Source organism: Butyrivibrio sp. AD3002 (genome assembly GCF_000420905.1).
Lineage (GTDB): Bacteria > Bacillota > Clostridia > Lachnospirales > Lachnospiraceae > Butyrivibrio.
The window spans coordinates 89552-109864 of sequence record NZ_ATVV01000005.1; the positions used below are offsets into that span (position 1 = coordinate 89552).

Sequence of the window (20313 nt, forward strand, 5' to 3'; positions counted from 1 at the left end):
TCTTCCCCCAAAAAATGGGGGAAGGCTTTTTTTATGTTCTCTTTATAGAATAGTGATATAATAGAATTTACAAATATCTGAAGGAGACAGCTTTGGATCGAGATACCAGGAAAAATCCCGGCAATTTCATAAAGCTTAAGGATAAAGAACTCCGCAGGTGGCAGGACAGCTTCGCAGCTATGGCAGGAGTGTATTTATGCTGCCTCGATTCCTCGGGAGAGAAGATTACCGATTTTTCGGGTGATCTTCTTGAACTTCCGACAATAAAAAAGGCTGTTGATGAAATTCATATAAGGAACATTTTTCAGAGAGTTACGGAGGGTGAGCTTGAGGATCAGGCGGTTGAGCGAACCATGATTCCAAATCTCCGAGTGGCGGCGGTTGCAGCCAAGCTCGACGGACAGCCGCAGCTCGTCTGGATAGTATGTGCCATCTTAAAGGATGCCGAGTATGAGCCCGATCTCTACACAGAGCAGCCTATTACAGATTTTTCCTATATTACAAGTGAAAAGAAATTCTATAATTCCCTGGATTTCCTCAGGGTTACTTCGGTTGCACTTGTCGGCGCACTCAAATCCGAGAATCAGGCTGCCGCTTCGACAGCTGAGAATTTCAAGCGCTCGGAGGATTTCAAGCTATCGTTCCACAGAGCGGAACTGATGACAGAGATAGTATCACTTCTCGACAGTGATGATGAAATAGAAGATATCATGCTGAATATCTTAAAGAAGATATGCGAATATCTTGATATCAGCAATTCTTTCATTTGCCGCATGCATTCCGAGGACGACCTCATGGATATCGTTGTGCAGTGGACGGGGCAGGGTGTTTTCAGGCTCTTCGAAGAGGAAAAGGATTTGGATCCCTGCTGGTTTATCGGCCATCCTCAGATGATAGCGGTTTCTTCAAGTACGACAATGAACTCCGGTGAAAAGGAACAGCTGCAGGACCTTGGAATCAAGGCCGTTGTTTCCGTACCGATCATGATTTCGGATCAGACTCCTTTCTATGCCTGCTTCGCGGAGACGAGGGAGGATAACCGTGGTAAGGACTGGCTTGTAGACGACATCAAATTCATAAATGATTCAATAAAAATTCTTCAGAATATCATTACAAAGAGAATTCAGAAGAACTCTATCGCCAGCTCTTTCCAGTCGCTGGAGGCGGTTCTTGATAATGTGGGAAGTTCGATCTATGTGCGCTGTATGAAGACCGATGAACTTCTATTTGCAAACAGAAGTCTTCGCAAGCACTTTGCAAAGGAGCTTCAGAAGAATAAGCTCAAGGATCTGTTTGAAGGCAATATTCCTCCTCGTTCCCACAGCGGAAATTATGAAATCTATTACGATGAGAAGGACAGATGGTACGACCTTTACTATACAAGGATCAAGTGGGTTGATGACAGACTTGTTTCACTTTGTGCCATCTATGAGATAACCGAGAAAAAGATTTATCAGAAACGTATAGAACAGCAGGCATACACTGACTTCCTTACAGGACTTTTTAACAGATTGTGCTGTGAGAGAGATCTGGTCACATATATCGAACAGGCTAAGAAAAAGGGCACTAAGGGTATGCTGATGTACCTCGATCTCGATGATTTCAAGAAAATCAATGACGGTTTGGGACACCAGTATGGCGATATTTTGCTTCAGGATATTTCCACCGCGATAAAGAATATCGATGGTGTGCAGAATTCCTGCTACCGCATGGGTGGAGATGAGTTTGTAATTATCGTTCCTCCTGAAAGCTACGATAAACTGGACAGTATTCTGGAAGAGATACGCCGCGCTTTTGCCACACCCTGGTACCTAAAGGACGGCGACTACTACTGCACCATGAGTATGGGTACCGTCGAGTTTCCGACTGCTGGAGATACGGTGGAGGAACTTATAAGAAAATCGGATATAGCGATGTACGAAGCTAAGAAATCAGGAAAGAACAGGATTTCTCAGTATTCGGAAAGCATAGATGCTTCCACCATAAGGCGCCTTGATATGGAAAAAGCTATGTACAAGGCTGTGGAGGACGGATGCAAGGAGTTCTCGGTGCATTTCCAGCCGCTTATGGATATCAAGGGTAAGAATCCCAAAGTTGTTGGGGCGGAAGCTTTTGTCAGATGGAACAGTGCCATACTTGGCGCGGTTAGCCCGTCGGAGTTTATTTCCCTTGCGGAATATCTGGGACTTATAAATCCCATCGGAGAACACGTATTTAGAGAGGCAGCGAAGTGCTGCGGAAAATGGAGTAAGAAGCTTCGAAGGAAGATCAGCATCCATGTGAATATGTCCGTGGTTCAGCTGATGCAGCCTGACATCGCCGGCAAGCTTAAGACGGCAGTTGAAGAGGCAGGGATAGAGCCTTCGCAGATGGTCCTTGATGTGACAGAGGCTCTCACTATGAATAACACGGAGCGTACAAAAGGAGCGATGGAAAAGATAAGCGAGATGGGAGTTCGGCTATCTCTTGATGATTTCGGAACGGGCTACAGCTCCATAAACGGACTTCGCGCGCTTCCTTTTGCCACGGTCAAGGTCGACAGAACCATATCTTCACAGCTTGAAAAAGAGGAGTATGCTAAGTCGCTTATTGTCTCACTCATGGATCTCTCCGGGGCAATCGGTGCCAGTGTATGTGTCGAGGGTGTTGAAGAGAAGACTCAGATCGACATCTTAAAAGGACTTAAGGTTCCGCTTGTGCAGGGTGAGTATTTCGGAAAACCCATGCCCGCGGAGGAGTTTGAGAAAAAGTATATTTGATGATAAAATGAACTATGTATAGTCTGAGGGGAAACATTATTAGAAAGTTGGAAATAGAAACATGTCAGAAGAATCAAGAAATTTTATTGAGCAGGAAATCGATAAGGACTTAAAGGAGGGGGTATACGACCACGTTGTTACCAGATTTCCTCCGGAGCCAAACGGCTTTTTACATATAGGACACGCTAAGAGTATTCTCTTAAACTACGGACTTGCCAAGGAATACGGCGGTAAGTTCAACATGAGATTTGACGATACTAACCCCACCAAGGAGAAATCCGAGTTCATGGATGCCATTATCGAGGACGTGAACTGGCTGGGGGCTGATTATGAGGACAGACTTTTCCATGCATCCGACTATTTTGACAAGATGTATGAGAACGCAGTTAAGCTTATAAAAAAAGGCAAGGCATACGTATCTGAGCTCACAGCAGAAGAGATGCGTGAGTACAGAGGAACTCTCACAGAGCCCGGAAAAGATGATCCCAACAGGGACAGAAGTGTTGAAGAGAACCTTCGTCTTTTCGAGGAGATGAAGAGCGGAAGCGTGCCGGATGGTGCGATGACACTCAGAGCCAAGATTGATATGGCATCACCTAACATCAACATGCGTGATCCGATCATCTACAGAGTTGCGCACATGACTCATGCGCGTACAGGCGACAAGTGGTGTATCTACCCTATGTACGATTTTGCTCATCCCATCGAGGACGCTGAGGAAGGAATCACACATTCCATATGTACACTTGAGTTTGAGGACCACAGACCTTTATATGACTGGGTGAAAATCGAGTGCGAATATGAGAATCCTCCGCGCCAGATTGAGTTTGCAAAGCTTTATCTGCAGAACGTTGTTACTGGTAAGAGATATATCAAGAAGCTGGTAGAGGACGGAATTGTAGACGGATGGGACGATCCGAGACTTGTTTCCATCGCAGCTCTGAGAAGACGCGGATTCACACCCGAGTCAATTCAGAAGTTTGTAGAGCTTTGCGGTATAAGTAAGGCTAATTCCACAGCTGATTATGCGATGCTTGAGTACTGTATCCGTGAGGACTTGAAGCCTAAGGCTAAGAGAATGATGGCGATCCTTGATCCGGTTAAGCTTATCATTGATAACTATCCGGAGGGACAGGTTGAGATGCTTCCTATCGAGAACAACAAGGAAGCACCCGAGCTCGGAAACAGAGAGATTCCGTTTGGAAAAGAGCTTTGGATTGAGCGTGAAGATTTCATGGAGGAGCCTCCGAAGAAGTACTTCAGACTTTTCCCCGGAAACGAAGTTCGCCTGATGAATGCGTATTTCGTAACCTGCACCGGATGCGTCAAGGATGAAAACGGAGTGGTGACTGAAATTCACTGCACCTATGATCCCGAGACCAAGGGTGGAGACAGCCCGGATGGCAGAAAGGTCAAGGGTACAATTCACTGGGTATCAGCTGAGAAATGCGGAGAGGCAGAAGTTCGCCTCTATGAAAACATCATAGATGAGGAAAAGGGTGTATATAACGAGGACGGATCACTTAACCTCAATCCCAATTCCATCACCGTGATTAAAAATGCGAAGCTGGAGCCTGAGCTTATGGAAGCCAAGGCTTATGATAAATTCCAGTTTGTGAGAAACGGATTCTTCTGTGTGGACAGCAAGGATTCCAAAGACGGGGCACCTGTTTTCAACCGTATAGTTTCTCTTAAGAGTTCTTTTGTTTTACCTAAAGCGTAACTTTTTAATTTTTTCTATTGATGAGGGGTAATATCATGGGATTTTTGGATGGATTAAAGAAGTTTGGTCTTGGTGCATTAGAGGATGAAGAACTATATGAGGATCCCAAAAAGAAGGTTGCAGCCAAGAAGGAAGAACCCAAGAAGGCTCCGGTAGTAATAAACGAAGAGACTCTTCTTTTTGATAAAGGCTATACCTGCCCTATCTGTGAGGCTAAGTTCAATGTAAAGACGCTTCGCTCGGGTAAGGTAAGGATGAAGAGCCAGGATGTGGATCTTCGCCCGGTTTACGATGAAATGGATCCCAGTAAGTATGAGATCGTAACCTGCCCTGAATGCGGTTATTCGGTAATGGCAAGGTACTTCGGCAATCTTACAAAGTTCCAGATTGATGAAGTAAAAAGTAAGATAAGTGCAAATTATAAAAAGCAGCAATTCAGTGAAACAACCTACACTTATGAAGAAGCACGCATGCGCTATGAACTTGCCATAGCAACAGCCATGGTCAAGAAGTCCAAGAATTCGGAGAAGGCATATCTATGCCTTAAGATGGCATGGCTTATAAGAGGCGAGACAGAGCATCTTGATCCTGCAGCTCCCGATTATGAGGCGAAAAAGAAGAAGAATGAGGCAGAGGAGAAGGAACTCCTTAAGAAGGCTCTCGATGGTTTCGTAATTGCAAGGCAGAGCGAAACCCAGATCGCCGGAATGGATGCGACCACTACCGATTATCTCATGGCAGCCATTGCTATGGAGGTTGAAGATTTTGATCTTGCGAACAGAATGATATCTAATATTATCGGTTCCAGGGTTGCTAATTCCCGTATCAAGGAAAAGGCAAAGGATCTTAAAGACCTTGTGGCAGAAGCAAAGAAAAAAGCAGAAGCAGCCGCTCCCGCTGAATAAGCTGTGCCACTTTGGCAGATATACTGATAAAAAATACCCTCCGCTACGAACATGTAGCGGAGGGTTTATTGCTGCAGTAGTTTACAGAGCACCGTCCATCTTCTTGAGGTCGTTAATGTCGTCATCCTCATCATCATCGAAGAATTCCTCAGTTTTATCGGGAACACTTTCTTCCTCTGAAGAAGCTTCCTCTTCAGATTCCTCCTCTGAATCGCCGAGATTTACATAGCGACGTTTAAACGGGCTTCCGGTATCATCATCTTCGAAATCATCGATATCTTCGAAGTCGTCAAATTCATCAAAATCATCAGTAAGAACGCAGTCCTTCTGAGTAAGATAGTAATAAACACCGGCTGCTGCAGCTCCCAGAGCAGCTGCAAATAATACTACTTTTCCGAAATGCTTAGCCATTGTACCCTCCTCGTAAGAGAATTTCATATTGCAAAATTTATTTTAATACAAATCGTCAGATAAGAAAAGCATTTGTCAGCAAAATGTTGTAAAAAGAGACGCAAAATGCTATATTGAAATGGACTAGTCCGGTCAATTTTAGGAGACGCGTTTTTAATGAACGAGAAATTTTTTGATCTTAAGAAGGAAAAACAGGATCGTATCATCAACGCTGCGCTTAGAGCCTTTGCTCTCGGCGGTTATCTCCATGCCAGTACGGACGATATCGTTAAGCTGGCAGGAATCAGCAAGGGGCTGATTTTTCATTATTTTGAGACCAAGCTGGGACTTTACCAGTTTGTGTACGATTACAGCATCCGCGTTATCAATTTGGAGATACGCGCCGCTGTATCAGGTGATATCACCGACTTTTTCACTATAAGAGAGGAAATTGAAAAGGTATTATCTGTCTGCATGCAGCAGTATCCGTATATTCAGCTGTTTTTATACAAAGCGGAAGCCGAAGATACACCGGAGGCAGCATCTGCGATTCTTCAGACCAGAGAAGGTTACGAAGCAATGATACAGAGCATTTTGGACAGAGGTGACATCACAAGATTTAAGCCGGGCGCCAACTATCAGCTTGTCGGTGACATGATTCAGATGATAAATAAAGAGATTTTGGAGAGAATGTTCAGAGAGGGAATTTTTCAGCCGGAGGATTATTTTGAAGAGGTTATGAAACATATGAACATGCTTAGAGCAGTTACATATGATTAATCATAAAAAATTTTGCCTGTTAGGAAATCGTTTTTCTGACACTCCTATCAGGTACATTATCCTATACAAAGGAGGCAAACATGGGAAAATTCGTCGTAGCAGGTATCACGCAGGTTGAGACAATTGTCAGAGTTAATAAGGTCCCAATTGAGTATGCGCCGCTCACAACAGAGGTCAATTCCATTTATACCGGACTTGGCGGCGATGCTTATAATGAGTCCCTGGCGCTCAGATGGCTTGGTGATGAGGTTGAATTCATGTCCATCATCGGAAGGGATAAGTCCGTTGAAGATCTTAACCCTCCGGGGAGCAAGATTGAGCTCTCTACAAAATATGTTGTGCAGATGATGGAGGAAACTCCGAACTGTGTAATTCTCTATGACAAGGAACGCAGAAGACAGATATTCGAGGATATCAAGGATCTGCGCGACAAGGTTTATGACATGTCAATGTTTGCACCTCTTGCGGGTTGGGCAGACATGGTAGTTCTTGCGAACGCGAATTTCTGCAGACCTTTTGCCGTAGCTGCAGCTGAGTGCGGGAAAAAGGTAGCGGTTAACATTCGTAATTTCTGCAGGGAAAAGGAAAAATACAACAGAGATTTCCTGGATGCGGCTACTATTCTGTATTTCTCGGATGATCAGCTCGAGGAAGATCCTTATGATTTCATCCGCGGAATAAGTAAGACCTACGGTACCGAGATCATCATCATGGGCCGCGGTTCCAAGGGTGTTATCCTGTTTGATAAAAAGGGTGAATTCATTGCCGATTACAAGACCGTTAAGACAAATGAAATCGTCAATACGGTGGGTGCCGGTAATGCGCTGTTTTCGTGCTTTTTGCACTATTACCAGGAGACCGAGGATTCGGTCAACTCCATCAAGAATGCGCTTTTGTTCTCATCCTACAAGATCGGATATATGGGAACTTCAAACGGCTTCATGACAACCGAACAGATGGAGCAGTGGCGTAATCTTATCTGGGGAATCAGAGACAACGGACTATGATAATAACTCTTGCCTTCTCCTTTGGAGAAGGTGTCAGCGGAGCTGACGGATGAGGGAAAAAAGAAAAGGATAGAAAAAATGGCAAAAAAAGTAAAAAACAAAAGAAGGTGCGGCGTACTGATGCCTGTATTCAGCCTTCCTTCTAAGTACGGCATCGGAACATTTTCCAAGGAAGCATATGAATTTGTGGATTTTCTTGAAAAATCCGGACAGAGCTATTGGCAGATACTGCCGCTTGGTCCCACAAGCTACGGAGACTCTCCGTATCAGTCCTTCTCAACCTTTGCGGGAAATCCGTATTTTATCGATCTTGAGAAGCTGATAGAGATGGGCTTTTTGAAGAAGGACGAGGTTGATAAGGTAAACTTCGGAAACAGCGAGGAGTTTGTGGATTATGAGAGACTTTTCAAGGCTCGTGATCTTACACTTTACACCGCTTATGTTAACAGCGGTCTCTCCGAAAACAGCAAGAAAAAAGCGAAGCCTGCGCTCAAGAAGGAGTTTGAAACCTTTGTGAAAAAGAATGCAGATTGGCTTTCTGACTATGCTCTTTATATGGCACTTAAGAAGCGCTACGACGGCCTTAGCTGGAATGAGTGGCCGGAGGATATCAGGCTCAGAAAAAAGGAAGCACTGGAGACTGCAAGAGAAAAGTATGCTGACAGAATCGGACTCTATGAGTTTGAACAGTATATTTTCATGAAGCAGTGGTTTGAACTAAAAGCCTATGCTAATTCAAAGAATATAGACATTATCGGTGATATCCCGATTTATGTCGCCTTTGATTCGGCTGACACCTGGGCAAATCCCAAGCTTTTCCAGCTGGATAAGAAGAACCTTCCGATAGCGGTTGCCGGTTGCCCTCCGGATTCTTTTTCAAGAACAGGACAGCTTTGGGGCAATCCCTTATATAAGTGGGATTATCACGAGAAGACCGGCTTTAAATGGTGGATTAAGCGCATAAAGAGCTGCTATGAGCTTTATGATGTAGTCAGAATTGATCATTTCCGCGGCTTTGATGAATACTATTCCATCCCGTTCGGCGAGCCTACTGCTGAGAACGGAACTTGGGTGAAGGGCCCGGGTTACAAGCTCTTTGATGTTATGAAAAAAGAGCTCGGTAACTGCAGAGTGATTGCGGAGGATCTGGGATACCTGACTCCTTCTGTTATTGCGCTTGTTAAGAGAACCGGATTCCCGGGAATGAAGATTCTGCAATTTGCATTTGACGCCAGAGAAGAGAGTGATTATCTGCCGCATAACTATGTGCAAAACAGCATAGTATATACGGGAACGCATGATAACGATACAACTCTCGGTTGGTTTAATACGATACCAAGGGAAGACAAGCGTTTTGCCAAGAAGTATCTGAATATTAAGAGTAACAAGGGCGTTGTTTGGGAGTTTATTCGTGCTACTTTTGCAAGTGTATCCGAAACAGCGATAATTCCCATGCAGGATTATCTCGAACTCGGAAGTGAGGCGAGAATAAATATTCCCTCGACTCTCGGTAAGAACTGGACCTGGCGCATGAAGAACGGTGTGCTTACCGATGAACTTGCGGAAAAGATGCTTGATATGGCAAAGACTTACGGAAGAAGTGCTTTATAAAAGTATAGCGAAATTGTTTTGACTGTAGATGATAAATGCTCCGAGCTAAGGTGAATGTGACTTAATGTGAGGACTTACTATGAGTAGATTATCCCGGGCAATAAGCGTATTTTTAACGGTATCATTTTTGACTGTTACTGTGGGCTGTGGTGCACTTAGTGAGCAGCAGACGGTTGAAAACGATGATAATCAGGTAGACGTTAATTCCATAACCTGTATGGTGTGGGATCGTGACAACATGCCTGAAGGTTACACAGCTGATGATAATACGCTCGCTAACTGGATAAGAGCCAAGGTAAAGGATGAGTGTGGCATAGATGTTCATTTTGTAAGCGTGGGAAGATCCACTTCTGATGAAACCATCAAGAAGATGGTCGATGAGAACATAGCACCGGACATTGTTTTCACATATTCATCCTCTGTGTTCGGATATATGACAAAGCAGGGCAAGGTTGCGGATCTAACCGAATCACTGTCAAAGTACGGTCAGAATATTGAGAAATACATCGGTGATATTCAGTATATGGGTTCCTATAATGATCTTCAGGTTGCTGTAATGAAAAGGAGAGGCTTTAAGTCCCCAAGGCATACCGCCTATATCAGAAAAGACTGGTGTGATGCGCTGGGAATCAGTGTGCCTAAGACCAAGAAGGAACTTATATCTTATTTGTATGCTGTAAAAGAGCAAAATCCCGGAGGAGTGGATGGCGTAATTCCCTGGGCTATGGGCGGAGATGTTCATTCTGAACGTTTTTATCAGGGCTTTGTCGGTTCCTATGTGGAGAATCTTTCGGAGAGGGATGCATTCATCTATTCCGAGAGATATATGGTTGTGGCTGACGGGGCAGTAGAAGGACTGAGGGTACTAAACAAGCTCTACAATGATGGGATTATCTCTCTGGATTTTACTGCAGATTCGGATAATTCAAAATATGTTGCGGATGCAGAGGCGGGAAAGGTCGGCTTTTTGGTGGATGATTCGGCCAGCCCTTTTACTTATGTATCTATTTTGAAGGAAAAGGATCCTACTATAGAACTTGATCCGATTCTGTGTTTTGATCTTCCCGGGGGAGGGTACAGAAATGTGGCGGAGCCGGATTACGGAATGTATGTGATGGTTCCTGCTACCAGTAAGGATAAGACAGATGCGGTTGTGAAATATCTCAACTGGCTTGCAGATCCTGCTAATGCCGAGATGGTAAACTTTACACCGGATCATGAAGATACTGAATCTGGCGCAGCTATGACCATGTCAAAGGAGCATCTGTTCTCGCGCGGCTATTCCGGGACGCCAGGTGATTACTGCATAGTAAATGAACATTTTGATTTTGTTGATGACAAGGAAGCTCAGGTGTCTCTGTGGACGGAAAATTGCGGATGGGAAACACCGGACTGGTTTGAGAATTACTATGATGTATGTGTGACGGATCAGTTTACATTCCCTACCTGCAGCAGTGTGCTTGAATCCGAGGTGAAATATCAGGTTGATCTCGATGTGGCGCTGGTGGAATATGCGTATAATCTGATATGTTGTCCCACAAGTGAATTTGACAGGACACAGCATGAGGAGTACTCGAGATTGCTGGATCTTGGGCTAAAAGAAGTTCTTGATGAGAGAGCATCAAGCTATGACAGCGGTGAGCTGAGGCTTGGTAAGTGATAGAAGTTTTTGAAAATGTTTTTTGACAGTTGGAGGATATGAGAATGGCTGATATTGCAATTTTTCTTGCAGACGGATTTGAGGAGATAGAGGCTCTTACAGTGGTTGACCTGTGCAGACGAGCCGGACTTAATATTGACATGGTATCGGTTATGGAGGGGCTCTCCGTTACCGGATCCCACGGAATTGAGGTGAAAGCTGATAAGCTTTTGTCTGATGTTAAGTTTGATGCTATGGATATGTTGGTTCTTCCCGGAGGAATGCCCGGAACCACAAACCTTGAAAAGACAGAAAAGCTTATGGAACAGGTTCGCGTTTTTGATGCGGCGGGCAAGTATATCAGCGCTATATGCGCAGCACCCGGCGTGTTCGGAAGAGCAGGACTTTTAAACGGCAGGAAGGCATGTGTTTTCCCGGGACTTGAGGGAGAACTTAAAGGTGCCGATGTGCAGATGACGGAGACTACAGTCGATGGACATATTTTGACAAGCAGGGGAATGGGAACAGCTATTCCTTTCGGACTTGCTATTGTTGAGCGCTTCTGCGGCAAAGAGGCAGCAGACGAACTCGGAAAAAAGGTTGTATTCAGGCTGTAGGATTAGAATATGGGACTTGAGATTGAAAGAAAATTTACAGTTAAGAAATTGCCCGAGAATCTGGAAAAATATCCTGTACATATTATTGAACAGGGGTATCTTAGTGTTGTGCCCGCAATTAGGGTAAGACGCGAGGATGATAGATATTATATGACCTATAAAAGTTACAAGGGATTCGGAATATCCGGGCAAAACGATCCGGAAAGCGTAGCTTGTGACAATACCGACGTTCAAAAGGACATAGGCAAAATTGAATATAACCTTCCGCTTGATAAAGACTCATATGATCATCTTGTGGAAAAGGCAGACGGTAATGTAATCAGGAAAAAGAGGTATATTATCCCTGTAAATGAGGATGCGTTTGAAGATGGTTTTTTGAGGAGAAATTCCGAAACAAGTGAAGCATTTGAAAGCGGAGATATTAAGATCGAACTGGATGTTTTCGGAGCACCATTCGATGGCAGAATTCTGGCTGAAGTGGAGTTTCCAAGCGAAGAAGCGGCAGCAGCCTATTGTATGGCGGACTGGTTTGATGAGGATGTTACCGGTGACGTCAGATTCAGCAATGCGCATATGAGTACGGAGAAGGTGTGAGACTATTCTGAAACACCCCAAAAATCAAGCATTTGAGACCCTTTTTGTGAATTGCAAATTAATATGGAAAATAAATCAGACCTGTGCTATAATCTTTAGGCGACTGTGCCGAGGTAAGTAGCACAGGTCGTTTTATATATCACAATATGAGTTGTGTACATTAATTTGTAGCTATTTTAAATCATTCGATTTGTAGATACGGATAGTTACAACGATTTTATATGTAGTAATAGGAGGAATTACGTAAAGATGAGCGTATCAGTAGAAAAGCTCGAGAAGAGCATGGCTAAGCTTACAATCGAAGTTGCAGCTGAGAATTTCGACAAGGCAATCGACAAGGTTTACAACAAGCAGAAGAACAAGATCCAGATTCCCGGATTCCGTAAGGGTAAGGCACCCCGTCATATGATCGAGCGTATGTACGGTAAGGAAGTATTCTTCGAGGATGCTGCTAACGAGGTTATCAACGAGGAGTATCCCAAGGCTGTTGATGAGTGTGGTGAGGACGTTGTTTCCAATCCCGATATCGAAGTATCACAGCTTGAGGCAGGCAAGCCTTTCATCTTCACAGCAACTGTTGCTCTTAAGCCTGAAGTTAAGCTTGGCAAGTACAAGGGTGTTGAGGTTGAGAAGATGGATCTTGACGTAACCGAGGACGAGATCAATGCTGAGATCGATCAGGAGCGTAATAGAAACGCAAGAACAATCGAGGTTACAGACCGCAAGGTTGAGGATGGCGATATTGTAACTCTTGATTTCGAGGGATTTGTTGACGGAACTGCTTTCGAGGGCGGTAAGGGTACAGATTATCCTCTCACAATCGGTTCAGGTTCTTTCATCCCCGGATTCGAGGAACAGCTTGTAGGCTTCGAGATCGGTACAGAGGGTGAAGTTAATGTTAAGTTCCCTGAGGATTATCATTCAGAGGATCTTGCAGGAAAAGATGCTACCTTCAAGTGTACAGTTAAGGCTATCAAGACCAGAGAGCTTCCTGAGCTTAACGATGAGTTCGCAAGCGATGTTTCTGAGTTCGAGACAGTAGCTGAGTACAAGGAAGATGTTAAGAAGAAGCTTGCAGAGCGCAAGGAAAACGAAGCTAAGGCTAAGCGTGAGGATGAGGCAGTTAAGGCTGTTATCGAGGACGCTGAAATGGAGCTTCCTGAGAAGATGATCGAAACACAGCAGAGACAGATCGTTAATGACTTTGCTCAGAGACTTCAGTATCAGGGCATGAACATGCAGCAGTACATGCAGTACACAGGCAACACTGTTGATCAGATGATGGAGCAGGTTAAGCCTCAGGCTGTAGAGCGTATCCAGTCAAGACTTGTTCTTGAGGCTGTAGCTGCAGCTGAGAAGTTCGAGATCTCAGAGGATGAGATTCAGGAAGAACTTGAGAAGATGGCTAAGCAGTACAACATGGAAGCTGACAAGGTTAAGGAGCTCATGGGCGAGCGCGAGATCAAGACTCTTAAGGATGATCTTCTTGTTCAGAAGGCAGCTAAGTTCCTTGTAGAGAACGCTAAGGAAGTTGGTGCTAAGAAGACTACTAAGAAGGCAGCAGCTAAGAAGAGCGAAGATGCAGGCGAAGAGAAGCCGAAGCGTACTCGCAAGACTGCAGCTAAGAAGGACGACGATGCAGCTGAGGAGAAGCCGAAGCGCACACGTAAGACTGCAGCAAAGAAGACAGAGGAATAATTCTTTCTCTAAATAAATAAAATATTCACCTCCCTGAATTACAATATTCAGGGAGGTTTTTTGTGGGCGTATTTTACTAAGGTTGCGCAAAATGAATAAAATGGGGTATAATAATTTGGTATTATATTCTAAATATAACAGAGAGGAAGCGATTTTAATGAGTTTAATACCTTATGTCATAGAACAGACGAGCCGCGGTGAGCGCTCATACGATATTTATTCAAGACTTTTGAAGGAGCGTATTGTGTTTCTGGGTGAGGAGGTTAATTCCGTATCAGCCAGCGTTGTAGTAGCTCAGCTCCTTTTCCTCGAAGCAGAGGATCCAAGTAAGGATATTCACATGTATATCAATAGCCCCGGCGGTGAGATCACATCCGGAATGGCTATCTACGATACAATGCATTACATCAAGTGCGATGTCAGCACAATCTGCATAGGTATGGCAGCAAGTATGGGAGCATTCCTTCTTGCAGGCGGTGCTAAGGGCAAGCGTATGGCTCTTCCCAATGCGGAGATCATGATTCATCAGCCCCTCGGAGGAACTCAGGGCCAGGCAACTGAGATTGAGATTGCGGCTAAGCACATCATTCGTACAAAGGAAAAACTGAATACTCTTTTATCAGAGAATACAGGAAAGCCTTATGAGCAGATCGCAGCAGATACTGAGCGCGATAACTGGATGACAGCTCAGGAGGCTCTTGAGTATGGACTTATCGATTCAGTAATTGAATCAAGACCAAAGGAAGAAAAGGATAAGTAATTATGGCAGGTAAAAACAACGGTGAGATTCGTTGCTCATTTTGTAACAAGACACAGAACCAGGTCAAGAAGCTGATTGCAGGACCTGCAGGCGTTTACATCTGTGATGAGTGTGTAGACATCTGTGCCGATATCATTGAAGAGGAATTTGAAGATGAGCCCACGCAGCATGATGACAGGGACATTAATCTTCTTAAGCCCGTTGAGATTAAGAACTTCCTTGATGACTATGTAATCGGTCAGGACGAGGCTAAAAAGGTTCTCTCTGTAGCGGTTTATAACCACTATAAGCGTGTTATGGCTCCCAAGGCTCGGGGTGTTGACGATGAAGTTGAGCTTCAGAAGAGCAATATTATCATGGTTGGTCCCACCGGTTCAGGTAAGACCTACCTTGCACAGACACTGGCAAAGATTATAAACGTTCCTTTTGCAATTGCCGATGCTACAACTCTTACAGAGGCAGGCTATGTAGGTGAGGATGTTGAGAACATTCTCTTGAAGCTCATTCAGGCAGCTGATTATGATGTTGAGAGAGCACAGTACGGTATTGTTTATATTGATGAGATTGATAAGATAACCAAGAAGAGTGAGAACGTTTCAATCACCCGTGATGTTTCCGGTGAGGGTGTTCAGCAGGCACTTCTTAAGATAATCGAGGGTACAACAGCAAGCGTTCCTCCGCAGGGTGGACGTAAGCATCCTCATCAGGAACTTATCCAGATTGATACTTCAAATATTCTTTTCATCTGCGGTGGTGCTTTTGACGGACTTGATAAGATTGTTGAGGCCAGACTTGATCGCAATTCTATCGGTTTCAATGCAGAGATTGCAGATAAGACGGAGAGAGAGATCGGAGAAGTATTAAAAGAGGTTACTCCTCAGGATCTGACTAAGTTCGGACTTATTCCTGAATTCGTAGGACGTGTACCGATTTGTGTTACTCTTGAAGGCCTTAACAAGGAGGCACTTGTAAGAATTCTTACAGAGCCCAGAAATGCTCTTGTTAAGCAGTATCAGAAACTCTTCGATTTTGATGATGTTAAGCTCTCCTTCGAGGATGACGCTATTGATAAGATCGCAGAGATGGCTCACGAGAGGAAGACCGGTGCCAGAGGCTTAAGATCCATTATGGAAAAGGCTATGATGGATGTTATGTACGAGATTCCTTCAGATGACAACATTTCAGAGTGCGTTGTTACCGAGGAAGCAGTCAGCGGTTCTTCAAGTCCTCTGATTGTTTACAAGGATGAGGCTAAGAGACTTAAACCGGCGAAGTGATTTTTGAGGCAGAGATGCAGAGCATTTCTGCCTTTTTTAAAGAGGTTTTTTATGGTAATTAAAAATGTAAATCTTGAAACTGTAATAGGTGTTACGAGTAAGCTTCCCCAGAATGATAAACCGGAGTTTGCATTTGCGGGGAAAAGTAATGTAGGAAAATCGTCTTTGATCAACGGACTTATGAACCGCAAGCATTATGCCAGAGTGAGTCAGGAACCGGGAAAGACTCAGACAATAAACTATTACAACATTAACAATGAGTTTTATCTGGTGGATCTTCCGGGATATGGTTTTGCGAAGGTTCCGGAGTCTGTGAAAAAGCAATGGGGAAAGATGATAGAGAATTATCTGAATAAATCCCGAATGCTTAAACAGGTTTTTCTGCTGATAGACATAAGGCATGAGCCCTCGGCAAATGATAAGCTGATGTATGAATGGATTGTCTCGCAGGGTGTAAGCCCGATTATCATTGCTACTAAGTCTGATAAGATAAAGAACAGTCAGCTTGAGAAGCATCTGAATATGATTAAGACGACCCTTGGAATGCCTGAGGATGGAATGATTCTTCCTTTTTCGGCGCAGAGTAAGGCCGGAAGAGAAGAAATCTATGAGCTGATGGACAGACTCCTTGAGGAGTGCAGACCACAGGAGTCTCAGGAAGAATAAGAACAGATGAAGGAGGTCCCATATGGGATTTTTCGTAAGGCTTAAAAAGAATATTCTGGTAGATGCAATAGCGCTTATCGTGGTTGGACTGGTTCTTATATTCCTTCCCGGAACCTCACTCAATATCCTCACAAAGGTGATAGGAGCTGTGGTACTTGCCGCCGGAGTGATATCTGTGGTGACAGGACTTGCATCGAAAAATCAGAACGTACTAACAAAGAACGGTTCACTCGGATTTGGGCTTGTTATCGCTGTTGTGGGTGTTTGGATTTTGATTAATCCGGAATTTTTTGAGGCTATAATTCCCGTTATTGCCGGTGTGATCATGCTTTTTAGCGGAATCATGAATCTGGGTGAGACTCTCAGTCTTGGAAAAAACAGTTATAAAAACTGGTGGGTTGCGCTTATTCTTGCGGCGTTTACGATTGCGGCAGGAGCGTTTCTTGTTTTCAATCCTATAACCATGGTTAAATATGTGGTGCAGATAATCGGTGCAGCACTTGCGTACAACGGTGCTTCAAACCTTTGGATCATCTCAAGAATTCACAAGGTAGATAAGGTGAACAGAAAAGAGATTGTCGATGTGGAGAGCGTGGAAGTGGAGCCAAAGGCAGAGGCGAAGCAGGAAATCATAGATGTGGAAAGCAAGGATTTAGATAATTAGAGCTAATCCGTGAGAAGGAGTTATGGATAACAGAGTGGAATGGGCGAGGACCCATGATGAGCTGGTTCATGTTGTGGAACAGCTAGGGTTTCCGGGAGAACTGGGAGATCAGGTGGCAAGGCAGCTTGGAAGCCCCAAAGCTATGCAGCGTATGTTGGCGTATTTGTATAATGTGAAGCCGCAAAGCGCTGAGCTTATAGTGGACGAGATGCTGGCTATTTGCAGTGATGTGAGCAGATGGAAAGATAAGAAAGCCAGTGAGGAAGCCAATGCCAGATATAATGAAATTCTCTACTACGGACTTGGAGATGGTGAGTAAAACCTGTAAGACAACAATTGTTTGTCTTGCAGGTTTTTTTGATGTTATTGTAATTGTTTTTTTATAGTGCATTAATATTCATTTTATTCTTCATTGTTACAATTATTATTGGAGAATTGGGATTTTCTAACCTTGTTGACGTTTTTATTTGACGATAGATGCATTCCGGAAAGGATAAAATGGCATGAAGTCAATACGAACAAAATTTACTCTGCTGACGGTGTGTACCATTGTCATTGCAGTTATTATAGTTGCCGCAATTGCTGTTTGCACAATCAATAAACTGGGCAACAGCGATGCGGATGAAATGCTGTTGCACCTCTGTGAGGCCGGACAGAAGAATCTGAATGCGTATTTTGACAGTGCAGAGCATTCAGTGACCAAGATTGCAGATATTGTTGAAGAGGATCTTGAGAGAACTTCGGATGATCAGCTAGGGGATCATATTGAACGTATGCGCACCGCCTTCGAGAAGGTTATGTATCAGACAAATGGCGTTTTAACATATTACTACAGGATTGACCCTGCAGTATCGAAAAAGATCAAAGGGTTCTGGTATTCAAATCCTGACGGAGAGGGATTTAGAGAACACGAGATGATTGACATGACTCTCTATGATACCAACGATACCAGTGAGCTTCCGTGGTTCACTGTTCCGAAGGTTACCGGAGAACCGGTGTGGATTTCTCCCTACATCACCGACATCGATGAGGCGCGAGTCATTTCCTACAATGTTCCTGTTTATTGGAAAAACGAGTTCATCGGCGTTATAGGGGCTGAGATTGACTACTCACTTATGTCTTCAGAGGTAAGAAATATTACATTGTATGACAATGGGTATGCCTTTATCGCAGATGAAGCAGGTAATCTGATATACCATCCGCATATTGATGCTACCATACTGACGGATATGAGCATACCGGATGTTCCGCCGGAGCTTCTGACAGCAGAAAGACATTATCATTATACAGTCGACGGAAAAGAAAAGATGGGCGTATGGCTACCGCTGGATAACGGGATGCGACTGCATGTAACGGTACCTACATCTGAAATCAACAGAACACTTAGGAAAATGGTAGTGCAGATAATGATTGCTTCCGTTTTTCTGCTGATTGTTCTAAGTCACATAAATCGCAGGTTTGCACTGCGTCTTACTAAACCGCTCAATGATCTTACAAAAGCCACTGAACAGATAAATAGTGGAAATTACGACGTTGAACTTAATTACAGCGGAGATGATGAGGTCGGCATCCTTACAAAGACCTTTTCTAATCTGGCAAAGAACCTTCAGACTGAAATTCATGCACTTGCTGAATCTGAGCAGGCAAGCCGGGCAAAGTCTTCATTCCTGTCCAATATGAGTCATGAGATTAGGACTCCTATTACGACTGTTCTTGGAATGAATGAGATTATCAGTAGAGAAACCAATGACGAGACCATACTCGGGTATTGCGATAACATTCGCATAGCAGGGAACAATCTTCTGGGAATAATTAACGACATCCTCGATTTTTCCAAGATTGAAGCAGGCAAAATGGAACTCGTTCCAGCATCCTATTCTCTGAAAGACCTTATCGGAGATTTATATTCTATGCTGCAGATAAGGGCCGGTGATAAGGGTCTGAGCCTGCGGCTGGATGTAGATCCGCATCTTCCGAAAGAGCTTGTCGGTGATGCGCTTCGTATCAAGCAGGTAATCACCAATCTGCTGACCAATGCCATAAAGTATACAGAGAAAGGCTCTGTGACATTTAAGGTATCTCTTAAGGAAAAAGATGAAAAGAAAGCAACGATATATGTTGCGGTTATCGATACCGGTATTGGAATTAAAGAGGAGGAGATGTACAAGCTCTTTGAAAAGTTTGACAGGCTGGATACAAAAAGGACAAAGACGATAGAAGGAACCGGTCTGGGGCTCGCCATTACAAGAAAGCTTCTTGTGATGATGGGAACCGATATCGATGTTAAAAGCACCTATAATGTGGGATCGACGTTCTCATTTAATCTTGAGCAGGAGATTTCGGATCCTGCTGAAATAGGACAGCTTGATGAGAAAACGGTATCCATCAAAGATCATATGCGCCTTCAAAGCTTTTCATTTGTTGCTCCGGACAGTCATATCCTGATCGTGGATGATACACAAATGAATCTGGAAGTAATCAAGGGACTCCTTAAGCCGACGCAGATACAGATTACTACAGCGATCAGCGGAGCAGAATGCATTGAATTGTTCAGTGCTAATTCCTATGATCTGGTATTCCTGGATTACAGAATGCCGAATATGAACGGAGTGGAGACTCTGAACATCCTGAAGGAGAAGGAGCCGGAGAAGGTAGCTAATACCCCGATTATCTCGCTTACTGCGAATGCAATTCAGGGAGACCGGGAACGTATGATAGCAGCAGGTTTTACAGATTATCTGACTAAGCCTGTGAATATCGCAGACATGGATGATGTACTTCTAAAATATCTGCCGGAAAATTTGATCTCCCAGGCGACCGGTGATGAGGCTGAGGCCGAGGATCCTTACGAGGGTATTCCGGAGGAGGCATTTGCATGTTCCTGGCTTGATCCGAAGGAAGGCGTTGAATATTGCGGAAGCGGACCTATGTACATGGACGCACTTGAGTTTTTTGCTAATGCGACAGAGAGAAATGCTAGCGTAATTGAGAAAAGCCTTGCCGATGGGGATATAGAACTGTATACAACCAAGGTTCATGCATTAAAGAGCTCTTCTCTATCCATTGGTATGAAAGATTTTTCTGCAAGGGCAAAAGCGCTTGAACTGGCAGGAAAAAGTAATGATATAGAAACAATTAAACGCGATACACCTGATTTTCTTAAGTCTTACCGTGAGTTCCGGGAGGACTTGTTGGCTATAGTGGCAAAAGCGGCGAAGTAGTG

At 44.0% G+C, this 20313-nt stretch carries 17 protein-coding genes; 16 read left to right on the forward strand and 1 reads right to left on the reverse strand.

Annotation, left to right across the window (positions count from 1 at the left end; translation table 11 throughout):
* Positions 1–92 precede the first annotated feature (92 nt).
* The 3 genes from G596_RS21080 to G596_RS21085 all read left to right on the forward strand — a co-directional run bounded on the left by G596_RS21080 (position 93) and on the right by G596_RS21085 (position 5387).
* On the forward strand, positions 93–2759 hold the full coding sequence (locus G596_RS21080; RefSeq protein WP_022760851.1) for a sensor domain-containing phosphodiesterase: 2667 nt from the start codon (positions 93–95) through the stop codon (positions 2757–2759).
* A 61-nt stretch (positions 2760–2820) separates the two neighbouring features.
* Positions 2821–4482: a glutamine--tRNA ligase/YqeY domain fusion protein gene (locus tag G596_RS0105545; protein WP_022760852.1), complete on the forward strand. Its 1662-nt coding sequence runs from the start codon at positions 2821–2823 to the stop codon at positions 4480–4482.
* A gap of 35 nt (positions 4483–4517) precedes the next feature.
* On the forward strand, positions 4518–5387 hold the full coding sequence (locus G596_RS21085; RefSeq protein WP_022760853.1) for a DUF2225 domain-containing protein: 870 nt from the start codon (positions 4518–4520) through the stop codon (positions 5385–5387).
* 81 nt (positions 5388–5468) lie between these two features.
* On the opposite strand, the gene G596_RS21090 is transcribed toward G596_RS21085, so the two are convergent.
* Positions 5469–5798: a hypothetical protein gene (locus tag G596_RS21090; RefSeq protein ID WP_022760854.1), complete on the reverse strand. Its 330-nt coding sequence runs from the start codon at positions 5796–5798 to the stop codon at positions 5469–5471.
* A gap of 156 nt (positions 5799–5954) precedes the next feature.
* Here G596_RS21090 and G596_RS23560 point away from each other — a divergent pair, with 156 nt between their 5' ends.
* The 13 genes from G596_RS23560 (at position 5955) to G596_RS23565 (ending at position 20311) form a co-directional block, all read left to right on the forward strand.
* The gene (locus tag G596_RS23560; protein ID WP_022760855.1) at positions 5955–6557 is read left to right on the forward strand and encodes a TetR/AcrR family transcriptional regulator; all 603 of its coding nucleotides are present in this window, start codon (positions 5955–5957) and stop codon (positions 6555–6557) included.
* An 80-nt stretch (positions 6558–6637) separates the two neighbouring features.
* A complete protein-coding gene (locus G596_RS0105565; RefSeq protein ID WP_022760856.1) occupies positions 6638–7564 on the forward strand; it encodes a carbohydrate kinase family protein in 927 nt (308 codons plus the stop codon).
* A gap of 78 nt (positions 7565–7642) precedes the next feature.
* Complete coding sequence (gene malQ, locus G596_RS0105570; RefSeq protein ID WP_026671211.1) at positions 7643–9175, forward strand: 4-alpha-glucanotransferase; 1533 nt, start codon at positions 7643–7645, stop codon at positions 9173–9175.
* Positions 9176–9254: 79 nt separating this feature from the next.
* Positions 9255–10835 (forward strand): extracellular solute-binding protein, encoded by a 1581-nt coding sequence (locus G596_RS0105575; protein WP_022760858.1) that lies wholly within the window; start codon positions 9255–9257, stop codon positions 10833–10835.
* A gap of 44 nt (positions 10836–10879) precedes the next feature.
* Complete coding sequence (locus G596_RS0105580; RefSeq protein ID WP_022760859.1) at positions 10880–11431, forward strand: DJ-1 family glyoxalase III; 552 nt, start codon at positions 10880–10882, stop codon at positions 11429–11431.
* A gap of 9 nt (positions 11432–11440) precedes the next feature.
* Positions 11441–12025 carry an adenylate cyclase gene (locus G596_RS0105585; RefSeq protein WP_022760860.1) on the forward strand — a complete coding sequence of 195 codons (585 nt, stop codon included), beginning with the start codon at positions 11441–11443 and terminating at the stop codon, positions 12023–12025.
* A 249-nt stretch (positions 12026–12274) separates the two neighbouring features.
* Positions 12275–13723 carry a trigger factor gene (tig, locus tag G596_RS21100; protein WP_022760861.1) on the forward strand — a complete coding sequence of 483 codons (1449 nt, stop codon included), beginning with the start codon at positions 12275–12277 and terminating at the stop codon, positions 13721–13723.
* A gap of 157 nt (positions 13724–13880) precedes the next feature.
* Positions 13881–14483, forward strand: a complete 603-nt coding sequence (gene clpP, locus G596_RS0105595; protein WP_022760862.1) for an ATP-dependent Clp endopeptidase proteolytic subunit ClpP — start codon at positions 13881–13883, stop codon at positions 14481–14483.
* 2 nt (positions 14484–14485) lie between these two features.
* Entirely contained in the window at positions 14486–15760 is a 1275-nt protein-coding gene (gene clpX, locus G596_RS0105600; protein ID WP_022760863.1) for an ATP-dependent Clp protease ATP-binding subunit ClpX, read from the forward strand.
* 51 nt (positions 15761–15811) lie between these two features.
* Positions 15812–16426, forward strand: coding sequence for a ribosome biogenesis GTP-binding protein YihA/YsxC (gene yihA, locus G596_RS0105605; protein ID WP_022760864.1), 615 nt, complete (start codon positions 15812–15814; stop codon positions 16424–16426).
* Between the two features lie 22 nt (positions 16427–16448).
* Entirely contained in the window at positions 16449–17090 is a 642-nt protein-coding gene (locus tag G596_RS0105610; protein ID WP_022760865.1) for an HdeD family acid-resistance protein, read from the forward strand.
* 22 nt (positions 17091–17112) lie between these two features.
* On the forward strand, positions 17113–17409 hold the full coding sequence (locus G596_RS0105615) for a hypothetical protein (protein ID WP_022760866.1): 297 nt from the start codon (positions 17113–17115) through the stop codon (positions 17407–17409).
* 184 nt (positions 17410–17593) lie between these two features.
* On the forward strand, positions 17594–20311 hold the full coding sequence (locus tag G596_RS23565) for a hybrid sensor histidine kinase/response regulator (protein WP_049944847.1): 2718 nt from the start codon (positions 17594–17596) through the stop codon (positions 20309–20311).
* The last annotated feature ends 2 nt before the right edge of the window (positions 20312–20313 follow it).